Consider the following 14,287-nt stretch of genomic DNA (forward strand, 5'->3'; position numbering starts at 1 on the left):
TAAATGTTGCAAAGGGTGTAATCTAACATGACTTGGGAATTTTGGATTGATAGGGGTGGTACATTTACTGATATTGTCGCTAAACGCCCCGATGGCAAGTTACAAATTTACAAACTATTATCCGAAAATCCCGAACGTTACACCGATGCAGCAATCCAGGGAATTCGGGAAATATTAGGCATTTCTGATCATGCAACTATTCCTGCTGAGGAAATCGCCGTTGTCAAAATGGGAACAACAGTAGCCACAAATGCCCTACTGGAAAAAAAAGGGGATAGAACAGTTTTAGTCATCACCAAAGGCTTTGGGGATGCTTTAAAAATCGCCTATCAAAACCGTCCTGACATTTTTGCCCGGCAGATTATTTTACCAGAAATGTTGTATGAGCAAGTCATTGAAGTAGAAGAACGTTATAGCGCCCAAGGTGAAGTATTAATAAATTTAAATTTAGATGATATTTATCCCCAACTGCAAAGAGCTTATCATAGCGGTATTCGTTCCTGTGCAATTGTGTTTATGCACGGTTATCGCTACACCAATCACGAAAAACAGGTTGCTAACCTAGCGAAGAACATTGGCTTTACTCAAGTTTCCGTATCTCATGAAGTTACTCCGTTAATGAAATTAGTGAGTCGGGGTGATACAACGGTAGTTGATGCTTATTTATCGCCGATTTTACGAAGATATGTCAATCAGGTAGCGAGTCAGTTGGGAAAAAACGTCACTCTCCAGTTTATGCAATCTCATGGGGGCTTAACTGACGCGGAAACTTTTCTTGGTAAAGATAGTATCTTATCTGGCCCTGCGGGGGGCATTGTTGGGGCGGTGCAAACTAGCCTTATGGAAGGATTCCATAAAATTATTAGTTTTGATATGGGTGGTACATCTACGGATGTAGCTCATTACAATGGTGAATATGAACGCACATTAGAAACAGAAGTAGCTGGAGTGAGATTGCGGACTCCAATGATGGCTATTCATACCGTCGCCGCAGGTGGTGGTTCAATTTTACACTTCGATGGTTCTCGTTATCGCGTTGGACCAGAATCAGCCGGTGCAAATCCCGGACCTGCTTCCTATTCCAAAGGCGGACCGCTGACGGTGACAGATTGTAATGTGATGGTAGGTAAGTTGCAACCGGCTTTTTTCCCCCAGGTATTTGGCGCAAATGCTGACAAATTATTAAATACAGAAATTGTCAAGGGTAAATTTGCGGAATTAATAGAGAAAATTGGTGATGATCGCACAGCGGAAGAAGTAGCAACCGGTTTTCTTACCATTGCTGTTGATAAAATGGCCAATGCGATTAAAAAAATCTCCCTCCAGCGGGGTTATGACGTATCTGAGTATACTCTATGCTGTTTTGGTGGTGCAGGTGGGCAACACGCTTGTTTAATTGCTGACGCTTTGGGAATGAAGCAGGTATTTATTCATCCCTATTCTGGGGTTTTATCTGCCTATGGTATGGGTTTAGCAGATGTGAGGGTGTTAAAAGAAAAAGCTATTGAAGCAATTTTAGAATTAGGGTTATTGTCAGATTTAAAAGTAGTATTCACGGAATTAGCCGCAGCAGGAAAACAAGAATTAAACCGCCAAGATCCTGGTAATCCTCAAATAAAGTTGTATCAAAAACTGCTTTTAAGATATGAAGGAACAGATGCACCTTTAGTTGTGGATTTCGGCGATTTAGCAGCAATGCAGAATCAGTTTGCAGAGTTACATCGTCAGCGTTATGGCTTTATTGCGCCGGAAAAAAGGTTAATTGTGGAAGCGGTGACAGTGGAGTTAGTATTACATCATCAGGCCCCATCTACATCTGTAATTTCTCGGATAAATGATGATTTGCCTGTTGCGGAGACAACCGTGCAGATGTTTACCGCTGGGAAATGGTGGGATACTCCAGTTTATCGTCGGGAGAATTTACAACCGGGAGACTGTATTTCTGGGCCTGCAATTATTGTCGAAGCGACGGGTACAAATATTATTGAACCCCACTGGAAAGCGGAATTAACTAATATTCAAAACTTAGTTTTGTCAGTTGTCAGTTGTCAGTTGTCAGTGGCAAATACAAATGAGAAAATTGAAAATCCTGATGCTGTCATGTTGGAAATTTTCAATAATTTGTTTCGGGCAATTGCTGAACAAATGGGGATAACATTACAAAATACTAGTTCTTCTGTAAATATCAAAGAAAGGCTAGATTTTTCCTGTGCAATTTTTGATCATCATGGACAATTGGTAGCAAATGCCCCCCATATTCCTGTACATTTAGGTTCTATGAGTGAAAGTGTCCAGGCTTTAATTTCCACCCATGAAAATAATATTCAACCTGGTGATGTTTTCGCTGCTAATAATCCCTACAATGGGGGAACTCATCTTCCAGATATTACAGTGATTACTCCTGTATTTCTAAATTCCCATCTTCCTATTTTTTATGTGGCTTCACGGGGACATCATGCAGATATTGGTGGAATAACTCCCGGTTCTATGCCACCTTATAGTACAAGCATCACAGAAGAAGGAATTTTATTAGATAATTTTCAATTAGTTAATTCTGGGATTTTCTGTGAACAGGAATTAATTAATTTACTCAGCAGTGAACCTTACCCAGCTAGGAATATTCCCCAAAATATCGCCGATTTAAAAGCGCAAATTGCTGCGAATGAACTGGGAGTTAAAGAATTATTGAAAATGGTAGAACACTATAGTTTAGAAACTGTCCAAGCTTATATGGGTTTTGTGCAAGATAATGCTGAATCCTCAGTGCGTCGGGTAATTGAAGTTTTAAAAGATGGTAGTTTTAGTTATGCTTTGGATGATAAAAGTATGATTAAAGTGAAAATTACGATTGATAAAAAACTCAGAAATGCCAAAATAGATTTTACTGGAACTTCACCCCAATTAAATAATAACTTTAACGCGCCGTCAGCAGTTTGTAAAGCAGCAGTTTTATATGTTTTCCGCACTTTGGTAAATGATGATATTCCTTTAAATGCAGGATGTATGAAACCTTTAGAAGTGATTATTCCTGAAGGTTGTATGTTAAATCCCCATTATCCGGCTGCGGTAGTTGCAGGAAATGTGGAAACTTCCCAAGCAATTACTGATGCTTTATATGGTGCTTTGGGTGTGTTAGCTGCTTCCCAAGGAACAATGAATAATTTCACTTTTGGTAATGAAAAATATCAATATTATGAAACTATTTGCGGTGGTTCTGGTGCGGGTGCAGATTTTCATGGAACAGACGCAGTTCATACCCACATGACTAATTCTAGATTAACAGATCCTGAAGTTTTAGAATGGCGTTTTCCAGTGATTTTAGAAAGTTTTTCCATTCGTAAACATAGCGGAGGAAAAGGTAAATATCACGGTGGAAATGGTGTAATTCGGCGTTTGCGGTTTTTGGAAAATATGACAGCGGGAATTTTAGCAAATCATCGCGTTATTCCTCCTTTTGGTTTATGTGGTGGGGAAGCAGGTATGATAGGTAAAAATTATGTGGAAAGAAATAATGGAACTGTGGAAGAATTTGGAAGTAAAGCTGTGGTGGAAATGAATTCTGGGGATATATTTGTGATTGAAACTCCTGGGGGTGGTGGTTATGGGGAGATAAATGCAGACTTTGTACACTCTGTCTCCCTTTTTACTTCTGCCCCTTCCTCTCATTAGTCCTAGTAATATTCACATTTCATCCAGGAAAACCAGGTCATCTGCCAGAACATCTCGGATGCTTGTTCAGTAATTCAACCGTTTATTTTGTGTAATTTCTGTCCCTGCTTGACTGCTTCGTACTGTTTTTTTTGATGGTGAGCTTCTGTTTTTGAAGAAATCTGCACATTGCACTTTCACTTAGTCTTACCCCGGTTTTTTCTCCCCAATACTCACAGTATTCGGCTAGGGTATAGTCTAGATGTTCTGCTACCATTTCCTCTATCTGTTGTTCATAACCAGATAGTTGGCTCGGTTTTCCTCCAGTCGCTACACTTGGCTCTAGTGTCCCTTGTTCTCGTTTTCGCTTCACTAGGTCTTGTACTGTATTTTTATTTACCTTGAATCTTTCTGCTACTTTCCTAATAGATGTATTTCCCGCTTCGTAAACGCTAATAATTTTCTCCCGCAGATCTATTGAGTAGGGTTTCATCTTATTTTTACTTTTATCTTCTCAACTATTGTACCAAACCGTTGCACAAAGTGCTGTAATTACGTGATGAATTTTTGGAAAAATCTTCTAATTTTTAAAGTTTCTAAATAAAAAGGACTAATTATAGTAGCTCTTAATCGTTCCATTTCACAAGCGGTAACAGTATCACTATTTATTAAACTATGGTAACGAATATAATATAACACAAATTTGCGTATATCATTAATAAGATAGGTAAAAAAAGCAAAAGGTCTTTGCCAATTTGGTAATATTAGCATTCGTAAATGATGACGAGTTAAACCAACGGATTGCATGAGAGAAATTAAGTAATTTCGTTCTAACCGTGATGCTGGGATAAGATGCTCTATTTGCATAGCTGGATTATACCAAATTTCCCACCCAGCTTTTTGGATATAACATAAAGCTTCTGCATCTTCACTACCTAACATTGATGAACCAATTCTACCAATAAAAAAAGGTTTTTTGGGAACGTTATCTTGCCATGCTTGACGACGCACTACCAACCCAGCAGTTGGGGGAAACCCCTGTTTTCGAGGTTGAAATAAATGGGGATTTTCACCTCTTTCCGTAATTGCTAAATAAAATATGATTGGTTTAATGTTTTCTGGGGGATTTACTTCAAAATCACCCTTAATTCTGCTGGCTATAGCTCCAGATTGGGGATTATTGACAGCAAATTTATAAGCTTCTAAAATCCAATTTTGTGCGGGTAAATTATCATCATCTAAGAAACAGATAATTTCACTTTGAGCTTCTTGAATAGCTTTAGCTCTAGCAAAGGCTGCACCTTGTTGGCTCTCTGATAAATACTTTAACAAATATGGCTGATTCCAGTTAGTTTGGTAATTTTTAACTAACTGTGCTGTGCTATCTATACTGTTATTATCAACAACTAAAATTTCCCAATTCAGGTTTTCTATACCTTGTTGCTTTTGCAAATGCTCTATAACTTTGGGTAAACGGCTTTCCCCATTATAGGTAGGTATGGCAACAGTCAAGTCAAAAGACATAATTAAAAACTCAGTTTTTTTGTAAAATTAAGAAATAATGGTATGGATTGGTAGGGTCTATAAATTCGTGTTTTACAGTTAAACCAGCTTTGACAACGGAATTTAAAAACCGCTGTTTGGAATATCCTTTCAGTCCAATTTCCCAATAGTGTTGGTCACATAAAGGCTTTTTAGTCCAAAACTTAGGAACATTAATTAATAAATGCCTTGACCTACGCAGAAAAGAAAATTTTACTTGTATTGCTAAGTGTTCAGTATTATAGGGAATAGAGATCAACAAGTATTTTTTTGTTGACACTGCGAGTTTTTCCAATGCCAATTCTGATTGCTCATAGGGAAGATGTTCTAGAACCTGAAACAGGACAATCACATCAAATGTGTCTTTTGGTAGTGTAAAATCCTGTGTAAGATCCAAAATTATGTCTGGGTTAAGATGAGGATCAATATCAGCGGTAGTGACCTTATAGTCATTCCTTTTCAGAATATCTGTGAACAGAGAATTAAAAATTCCGATTTCCAGGACGTTTTTCACCTGTTTACCAAGTGAAAATAATAGGCGTAACTGGTGATGGTAACTAATAAACCTATGTTTAGAAAAGTATTCTGAGTTTCTAAGGTTTAGAGACGTGATTAATTCCATAATACAACACTTTGCTCAACTATCTGGTACAAAACAAAATCAACTCTTTCCACTCGTAGCAAGTTACATATCGCTCTATAAGTTACTACAATTTACAGTTTTGATCAAACTTCTAACAATTTTATACTAGCAAGTACGGATATGTGTGCTTTTGTATTAAAACTTAACTCAGTCTCACCAATTACCTATTAAATCTCTACTCAAGTCCTAAATTTTCCATGAGTTTAGTTAAAGAAATACCATGTATTTTTGCCAATTCTGCCATATATTCTATGCGTTGTGCTTGTAGTCTATCTATTTGCTCACCTAGATATAATAAGGCTTTATATTCTTCTTTGGTTAATGATTCTACTTCTGTTTTGTCTATCAATTTTTCATTATTATCTATAATCATATGTTGATGTGACTGCACAAATAATTGTGATTCATTTTCCACCAAAGAGGCTGCTGCTTTGTGAGTATACAAAACCACAATTTGAGAGAGAAACTGCTCTAAATTTGGTTGGGTTAATTGTTCAACAGCTTTAAACAGTTGCTCTGAAGATAATTGCACTTCAACGTTTATACTTGGCATTGTTTTTAACTCAGCAGCTATATTGCCAATATCTTATCAAGTTTCTGGTATCTTTACCAAGAGAAAATCAGTGCGATGTGGTAGTTCTCTTGTAATAATGGAAACCTGGGATTGATGAAAGTTCAAGCACACCGCACTAAAAAATTAAATGTTAAGTAAAGTCTTTTTTTTGTAAATTAATGTTAAGTTTGGGACGCAGACTTTATCCAAACCAATAGGAGGTTTGACAATTTGGTTCAATTGTTTCACAAAGGTAATTACTAATCCAATCTGATTTGTCTCTGATAATCGAGGAAATACCTTGATGAATTAACTTTTGTAAGTGTATTTTTTGCTCTAAAGGATGACGAGATAACTTGTTATGAAAAGAGTTAACTTTGTCATCATCATTTATTAGTAAACTATCAGCAATTTGGCTGTTAAAGCCAGGAAGACGCTGAATAACAAAGGAAATTAGCTCTTGACGTAAATCAGGAATTGCAAAAGTCTGTTGATACGGTTGGTATGGATATGTATCTAACACACTATTAATTTCACCGATAACTGATTGTTCCGTGAGTTTAACTACTGTTTCCATAATTTGTATCTCCTGTTTTCTTGAAGTGAATAAAATTGGACAACAAAGTTTTTACTGCCATTACCCCAAATGTATAGCAAAGGCTTAATGACTAGATTTTGTACTTCCGTCGTTAAGCTATTGTGAATTCTACCCTATGGTACTAGTCCATCATTAATGTTTTAGTTAAACTGATGAATATTTATACTTCTTATTTAAAAGAAACCTAAGTATTAACCAATTTTTTCACAAATATGATGGTTTTATGCCCACAATAGTAATTATTGCAAATTCCTATGAATTTGCCAAAAAACTATACAAAACGCAGTATTAACCATTAGGGATCAATTTTCAGCAACAATCATCTATCTTAATAATAGTCAAAATCACAGTGATTTCCAACTCATTATGTACGTTACATTACTTATATAAATTACGAAAATTTCTGATTTATTTTTGAATTGTTGAATCATGAATTGACCCTTGATAATAACCAAAAACTCAGAAATATTTTTCTGATACCCGATAGCCTAAACCTAGTGGTTATGGAAAAATTTTTGATTGACAAGATAGTAGAATAGGTTACAGATCAGCTGCACCGAAGAGAGGAAGGGAAATTGGAAGAACTCAGGGCGGTATTGGAACTAGCCACCGAAGAGGAACTACAGGACTTAACAGCAATTCTGTTTAGTCGCAAGTTTAACCCCTTAGATTATGTTCGCACACCCGAACCCATGACAGTGCAAAGCCAAGATCGTCAAGCTTGGTTAGATACAATAGAAAATCGCTTTCGTTTTTTAGCTGCTGACGGGATAACAGTATTACGGGGACGCACTAATCAAGTAACTTACCGACAAGCTTTAATTCAAGTATGTAAATATTTGAAAATTCAATATTATCAAGAACTAACAACAATTGATTTAGAAGCAGAAGTATTTTTGCATCTCCTGGGAAAAGTTTGGAAAAAGCTACCAAAACAGGAAAAGCAACAACTAACTATTAATGTCCAACGTCAATTAGCACAATCAAAACTTAAACAACCATTACCATTATCATTACAACGTGATCCTTTAGGATTAATATTTAAAGGTGGTAGTGCCTTGGCTGTAACTTCTGTAATCCAACCTTTTGTTTTGCAACAAATCGCCCGTCAATTTGCTATTCATTTTGCTACCTATCAAGTAGCTAAAGAAGCAGCAATTACAGGTACAGGATTAGCAACCAAACAGTTTCAAAACTATCTAGCTTTACAAATGTCCCGTCGGGGTATGACCATGAGTGCAGCCCGTTATGGTGCGGTTCGCAGTGCGTTTGCTTTTGTCGGTCCAGTGATGTGGGCTTGGTTTTTTGCTGATTTAGGTTGGAAAGCGATCGCCACAAACTATGGGAGAATTATTCCTACAGTCTTCACCCTCGCGCAAATTCGTCTTACCCGTACAGAATGTTGGGAACTAGCTTAAATAAAAGTTTTTATCATCCAAATTATCGCTTACAAACCCCTTGGAATTGGCTGCAATTTGGATTACTATCTTTCCCCCTGAGTCCATTTTTGGGCGGTATTTCTATAGTTGTGGCATCATTGCTAACTTGGCGCAAACAACACCATATTATTAGTAACCGCCCAATTCACAAGGGATTTGCTATTTTGAGTATCTTACTACTCATTACCACCGGATTTGCCTCTCACAAATTAGAGGCTTTTTTAGGTTTATTTAACTTATTACCCTTCTTTTTCTTTTTTACGGGACTCACTTCCCTGGTGCAAACACCTGCTCAATTACGACAAATTTCTTGGATAATGGTGTTTGGTTCTGTACCTATTTTAATAATAGGTTTTGGGCAATTATTTCTCGGTTGGAATTTCCAATTTCAGGTTTTATGGATTGTCTTTGATTGGATAGTTGCCCCTGAAAAATCATTATCAGGACGCATGGCTTCTAACTTCATGCACCCGAATATTTTAGCTGCATATTTAGTAACTATTTTTATTTTGGGTTTAGGCTTATGGCTAGAAAATTTTCACAAACTCAAGCAAAAAAATCGCCTGATTATCTTTTTGACAATCACGGTATTTGCTAACTTTATCGCCATAGTTTTAACCAATTCTCGGAATGGTTGGGGAATAACTATTTTTGCCTGTTTAGCATACACTTTATATCAAGGTTGGCGATTAATTGTGGCTGCGGTTGTCAGTATTACCAGTAGTTTTTTCTTGGCAGCTTTTGCACCTTTACCTATAGCCCAATTTTTCCGCAACTTTGTTCCCTACGGCATTTGGGCGCGGTTAAATGATGATATGTTTCCTGGTAGACCAGTGGCATTAATGCGGAAAACCCAATGGGAATTTGCCTGGAATTTAACTCAGCAACACCCTATAACTGGTTCGGGTTTACGTAGTTTTGGTGGACTGTATAAAACCCAAATGCAAATTGATGTCAACCATCCCCATAACCTATTTTTAATGCTGTCTGCGGAAACTGGTTTAATTACTACTTTGATATTTTGTGGTTTATTAACTTGGATATTAATTACCGCTAGTCAACTTTTATTTATTAACAAGATCCCCGACTTTTTCAAGAAGTCGGAAATCTCTGCATCTTTAGAACCAGAAAATCGCTTAATCTTTTTTAGTTATCTGATCACCTTTATAGGATGGATATTATTTAATACTGTTGATGTCACTACTTTTGATATTCGGTTAAATACTCTTTCCTGGGTTTTTGTCGCTGCATTATGCGGAGTTATCTATCAATATCAATCCCGTCATCAATCGAGAGATAATTAAAATTACACTCTTGCCGCTATATAGGGAAAAGTAGTATAAGAAACATACTATGATAGTATATTTACAATTACCTTCAGTTTGACTATCATGTTAATGCTGCTTTTCTACATTGGTAAAGATTTATATGCTATCGAAAGTTCTCGTGTAGTGGAAGTTATCCCTAGAGTAGCGTTAAGAAAAGTACATCATGTCCCCGAATATGTTGCTGGTTTATTTAATTACCGGAGTAAAATTGTCCCGGTCATAGATTTGTGTCATTTAATTCGTGGTACACTTAGCCGCTTTTGTCTCAGTACCCGCATTATTATGGTAAGCTACCCTAGTCAGCATGATGGACAACAATACTTAGGATTAATTGCTGAAAAGATTACAGAAACTTTAAATAAACCAGAAACCGCTTTTGTAGATTCTGGTATTCGGGTGAAAGAAGCACCATATTTAGGTGGAATATTAATGGATGAAAAAGGAATAATTCAGCGCATTCACTTGGAACAATTGTTTACTGATGTTCAAAATACCTACTTATTAACAGGGGGAGAAGGTTTTATAAATGAGTTGTCTAGAAATTGAGAACTTATTACGCAAAAAAATCGGCATTGATGCCAATATTATTGGTTCTAGAAAAATTGTTAAAGCTGTGGAAACTCGTCGTGTTATCTGTGGTGTCAGTAATATAAATGATTATTTACAAATTTTACAGAACTCCACCGAAGAATTTAATGAATTAGTGGAATTGATAGTTGTTCCTGAAACTTGGTTTTTTCGTGATAGTCAACCTTATCATGCTCTGATCAACTATGTTAATTCTCAATGGTTAAATAAATTTCACCACAGCAAACTTCGCTTATTAAGTGTTCCTTGTTCTACTGGAGAAGAACCTTATTCTCTGGCTATGACATTATTAGATTTAGGCTTAAAACCAACTCAGTTTCATATTGATGCCATAGATATTAGTAACAAATCTTTAGCTAAAGCAAGAAGAGGAATTTATAGTTGTAATTCTTTTAGAGGACATAACTTAGAATTTCAAAGCCGCTACTTTAAACCTATAAATAAAGAGTATCAAATATCTGATTATGTAAAAACTAGTGTTAACTTTAGTCAAGGTAATTTGCTTGATTCTCAGTTTTTATTGAATAGACAATCCTATGATATTATTTTGTGTCGGAATGTTTTAATTTATTTTGATTCATTATCTAGAAAAATAACTTTAAAAAGTTTAAATCGTTTATTAAAGACGGCAGGTTTAATCTTAGTTGGAGCATCAGAAACAGGAGAATTAGCTAATTTAGGCTTAGAAATAATTCGGTTAGATGGTGTGTTTGTAGGACGAAAAAAACTCACAAATACAGAAAATACCAATTTACATTACTCATCTCTAGATGATCACAAGCCAAAAGAGCATAAAAAATATCTAACACCAGCAATTAAATCCACACAAATACCTCAAGTTTCACTTGAAAACTCCCAAATCAATAATAACCAAAATATAGAAAATAAAAATATAGCAACCAAGGTAACAGAAAGAATTGATCATACTCTAAATACAATTCGTAATTTAGCTAATGAAGGTAATTTAACAGAAGCTGCATCACAATGTCAAAGCTATTTATACAACAATTCAACCAATGCAGAAGCATATCTTTTGCTTGGCGAGATTTATCAGGCTCAAAAACGAGAATTACAAGCAGAAGAATGCTTCCAAAAAGCCATTTACCTTGATCCAAAAAACTCAGAGGCTTTACTACATTTAACTTTACTCACAGAAGAAAGAGGAGATATAAGCAAAGCAAAAATTTTACGGCAAAGATTACAAAGATTACAACAATTGTGAGATAATGAATCTCAATAAATTTCATTTAAACTAAAAAATTAGGGTATTTTATGCTAAAGAATTTAAGTTTACAAGCTCGTTTAATTAGTGGATTTTTATTTATTGGTTTAATTGTTTTAATTGTAGCTATAATCGGCTGGAGTGTGAATACACGCCTAAGTCATGCTATCAATGTTTTAAGTACAAATACTGTTCCCAGTATTTCAGGGTTGTGGAAAATAAATGAAGGGCAAACCCAGATCCAATCTTCAGAACGGGCTTTACTAAAAGACCATCTCAACCTAGAACAAAGAAATGCTCAAGTAATAAGAATAAAGAAAGCATGGGAACAAATTGATGGGGGATTTAAAGAATACGAAGTAACAGATAAAACTGATGAAGAAAAGAAATTATATGCTCAATTCCAGAATATTTGGGATGAGTGGAAAAAGAATCATGAAACATTGATGGAAATGAATCAACAGTTTCAAAGCATGGGTATTCTTAGTCCACTTGCTAGGGAGCTAGAATTAATTAAATCAAATCAAGCCAATAGTCCAGAAATACAATTAGTTAGAAGAGCAAATAATTTTTTATCACAATTAAGAGAAAAAGCTCTGGGTAATCGCCCTTTATTTGATGGAGCTAAAGAATTACTCATTAAAAATATCCAACTTAATGAAAAAGTTGGTATGGAAACTTATCAACAAGCACAGAAAGATGCAGCATCTGGTTCATTTTTGTTGTTACTTGCATTGGTAATTGGTCCTATAACTGCCGTTGTCTTTGGATTTGTTTTTAGTAAACCAATTGTCAAAAATGTGGAAGAATTAGTCAAAGTTTCTAAGTCTATAGCTAATAGTAATTCTCCCGCACAGATGCAATTAGCTGATGGACAAGATGAAATAGGTAAACTACAAACTGCTTTTTACACAGTCGCATCTAAGATTGGTGAGTTAGTGAATATTGCCCAAACAATATCCAGTGGTGATTTAACAACACAAATTCAGCCAGCAGAAGGAACAGATGAAATAGGTAAATTACAAAATGCCTTTTACACCATGAACAAGGATTTAAATTCTTTGATTCGCCGGATTCAACATTCAGGGGTGCAAATTACCACTTCCAGTACACAAATTGCCGCTTCTGGAAAACAATTAGAAGCCACAGTCACAGAACAATTAGCTTCTACAAATGAGGTTGCTGCTACTGCTCAAGAAATTGCTGCTACCTCCAGAAATTTAGTGAAAATGATGGATCAAGTAGCAGATATGACAAAACTAACTGCTGCTGGTGCAAGTGAAAGCCGCAATGAATTACAAGAAATGGAAAACACCATGCGGCAATTAACAGAAGCGACAAATTCGATTACTTCCAAATTAGGAATAATGAATAAAAAAGCCGGCAATATTAATAATGTCATTGTCACAATTACTAAAGTTGCCGATCAAACCAGTATTTTGTCCTTAAACGCCGCTATAGAAGCAGAAAAAGCGGGAGAATATGGTGCAGGTTTTGCAGTAGTAGCGCGAGAAATTCGGCGGTTAGCAAATCAAACTGCGGTGGCAACTTTAGAAATTGAGCAAATTGTTAAAGATATGCAATCGGCTGTTTCTGTGGGTGTAATGGAAATGGATAAATTCAACAACTCTGTGAATAATAGTGTTGAACAGGTAAATAGAATTAGTAACCAAATTGGTAAAGTTATCAATCAAGTACAAAGCTTACCACCGCAATTTATCCAAGTAAGTGAAAGTATGGAAGAACAGTCTCAGGGAGCAACACAAATTAGTGAAGCAATGGAACAATTAACGGATGCTTCCCAACAAACTGTTGATGCTTTGCGAGAAACTAATGGTGCTTTGGAACAATTGGAAGAAGCAGCACAATTATTACGCTCAGAAATTTCACATTTTCACGTGAAAAATTAAGTAAAAAAAGGAAATGCTGATGAAAGAAGATAGCTATGTCAGCAATGCTAAAGAAAACAATGGTTCAATATTAAATACTGTCAATATTGAACCACCAGTTTTCAATGATTGCTGGAACCAAATTGGCGTAAAAGGCGATCGCACTTGTGGCGAGTTAAAAACCGTTATTCATTGCTATGAATGTCCAGTTTATGCCGCAGTGGGTGATAGTTTATTAGAAAGAGAACCACCAGCAGATTATCTAGAAAACTGGATTAACATTCTCGAAGAAACATCCATAACTCCTCATATTTCCGACAGTAATGAAGCAATTATTCGCACTGCCGAAGCTGTTTCTATCATTATATTTCGACTCGGAAAAGAGCAATTAGGCTTACCAGTTAAAATGTTGCAAGAAGTTACCCATCCTTGCATCATTCAACCTCTACCCCATCGCAGCAACGAATTATTTTTAGGTTTGGTAAACATTCGTGGGGAAACCTTACTTTGTGCTTCTCTAAGTTATCTTTTACATATCCAACCAACTCAGGAGAATATTAACAATAAACCAAATCAAGAACCTAAATCCCCAGTTAAACCAATTAATCTGCAACGGATGATTGTCGCTGGACAAGGAGAGGATAAATGGGTATTTCCAGTAGATGAAGTCCATGGAATTTTCCGCTTTCACCTTAACGAATTGCAAGATGTACCCGTTGTTATTAGCAAATCCGAAGCAGGTTACACCAAAGGAATTGTCTACTGGGAAGGTAAGAAAATAAATTATCTTGATTCTGATTTATTATTTTATACCCTCAATCACAAAATTTTGTAATT

12 protein-coding genes are annotated in these 14,287 nt (G+C 35.9%); 7 read left to right on the plus strand and 5 right to left on the minus strand.

The annotated features are described in order from the left end of the window. The first annotated feature begins 27 nt into the window (after positions 1-27). Positions 28-3,669: a hydantoinase B/oxoprolinase family protein gene (locus FJR11_RS03955; RefSeq protein ID WP_168502420.1), complete on the plus strand. Its 3,642-nt coding sequence runs from the start codon at positions 28-30 to the stop codon at positions 3,667-3,669. A gap of 82 nt (positions 3,670-3,751) precedes the next feature. Here the strand turns inward: FJR11_RS03955 and FJR11_RS03960 are convergent, their stop codons facing one another. The 5 genes from FJR11_RS03960 to FJR11_RS03980 form a co-directional block, all read right to left on the minus strand. Beyond that, positions 3,752-4,141: an IS630 transposase-related protein gene (locus FJR11_RS03960; protein ID WP_168502421.1), complete on the minus strand. Its 390-nt coding sequence runs from the start codon at positions 4,139-4,141 to the stop codon at positions 3,752-3,754. A gap of 59 nt (positions 4,142-4,200) precedes the next feature. After that, positions 4,201-5,172 carry a hormogonium polysaccharide biosynthesis glycosyltransferase HpsE gene (gene hpsE, locus FJR11_RS03965; protein WP_168502422.1) on the minus strand — a complete coding sequence of 324 codons (972 nt, stop codon included), beginning with the start codon at positions 5,170-5,172 and terminating at the stop codon, positions 4,201-4,203. Between the two features lie 10 nt (positions 5,173-5,182). After that, positions 5,183-5,812, minus strand: a complete 630-nt coding sequence (locus tag FJR11_RS03970) for a bifunctional 2-polyprenyl-6-hydroxyphenol methylase/3-demethylubiquinol 3-O-methyltransferase UbiG (RefSeq protein ID WP_168502423.1) — start codon at positions 5,810-5,812, stop codon at positions 5,183-5,185. A gap of 196 nt (positions 5,813-6,008) precedes the next feature. Next, a complete protein-coding gene (locus FJR11_RS03975) occupies positions 6,009-6,386 on the minus strand; it encodes an STAS/SEC14 domain-containing protein (protein ID WP_168502424.1) in 378 nt (125 codons plus the stop codon). A 202-nt stretch (positions 6,387-6,588) separates the two neighbouring features. Continuing rightward, positions 6,589-6,963, minus strand: coding sequence for a hypothetical protein (locus FJR11_RS03980; RefSeq protein ID WP_168502425.1), 375 nt, complete (start codon positions 6,961-6,963; stop codon positions 6,589-6,591). Positions 6,964-7,559: 596 nt separating this feature from the next. Between FJR11_RS03980 and FJR11_RS03985 the strand changes: the two genes are divergently transcribed. The 6 genes from FJR11_RS03985 to FJR11_RS04010 all read left to right on the plus strand — a co-directional run bounded on the left by FJR11_RS03985 (position 7,560) and on the right by FJR11_RS04010 (position 14,285). Then, positions 7,560-8,402, plus strand: coding sequence for a YaaW family protein (locus tag FJR11_RS03985; protein ID WP_168502426.1), 843 nt, complete (start codon positions 7,560-7,562; stop codon positions 8,400-8,402). Further along, positions 8,384-9,727 carry an O-antigen ligase gene (locus FJR11_RS03990; protein WP_168502427.1) on the plus strand — a complete coding sequence of 448 codons (1,344 nt, stop codon included), beginning with the start codon at positions 8,384-8,386 and terminating at the stop codon, positions 9,725-9,727. The genes FJR11_RS03985 and FJR11_RS03990 overlap by 19 nt, the downstream gene beginning before the upstream one ends. 87 nt (positions 9,728-9,814) lie before the next feature. Continuing rightward, a complete protein-coding gene (locus FJR11_RS03995; protein ID WP_168502428.1) occupies positions 9,815-10,297 on the plus strand; it encodes a chemotaxis protein CheW in 483 nt (160 codons plus the stop codon). After that, positions 10,278-11,561, plus strand: coding sequence for a protein-glutamate O-methyltransferase CheR (locus tag FJR11_RS04000; protein WP_168502429.1), 1,284 nt, complete (start codon positions 10,278-10,280; stop codon positions 11,559-11,561). Before FJR11_RS03995 ends, FJR11_RS04000 begins: the two co-directional genes overlap by 20 nt. Positions 11,562-11,611: 50 nt before the next feature. Then, positions 11,612-13,471: a methyl-accepting chemotaxis protein gene (locus FJR11_RS04005; protein ID WP_168502430.1), complete on the plus strand. Its 1,860-nt coding sequence runs from the start codon at positions 11,612-11,614 to the stop codon at positions 13,469-13,471. Between the two features lie 19 nt (positions 13,472-13,490). After that, entirely contained in the window at positions 13,491-14,285 is a 795-nt protein-coding gene (locus FJR11_RS04010) for a chemotaxis protein CheW (protein ID WP_168502431.1), read from the plus strand. Positions 14,286-14,287: the final 2 nt, after the last annotated feature.

The organism is Anabaena sp. UHCC 0187 (assembly GCF_009712035.1).
Lineage (GTDB): Bacteria > Cyanobacteriota > Cyanobacteriia > Cyanobacteriales > Nostocaceae > Dolichospermum.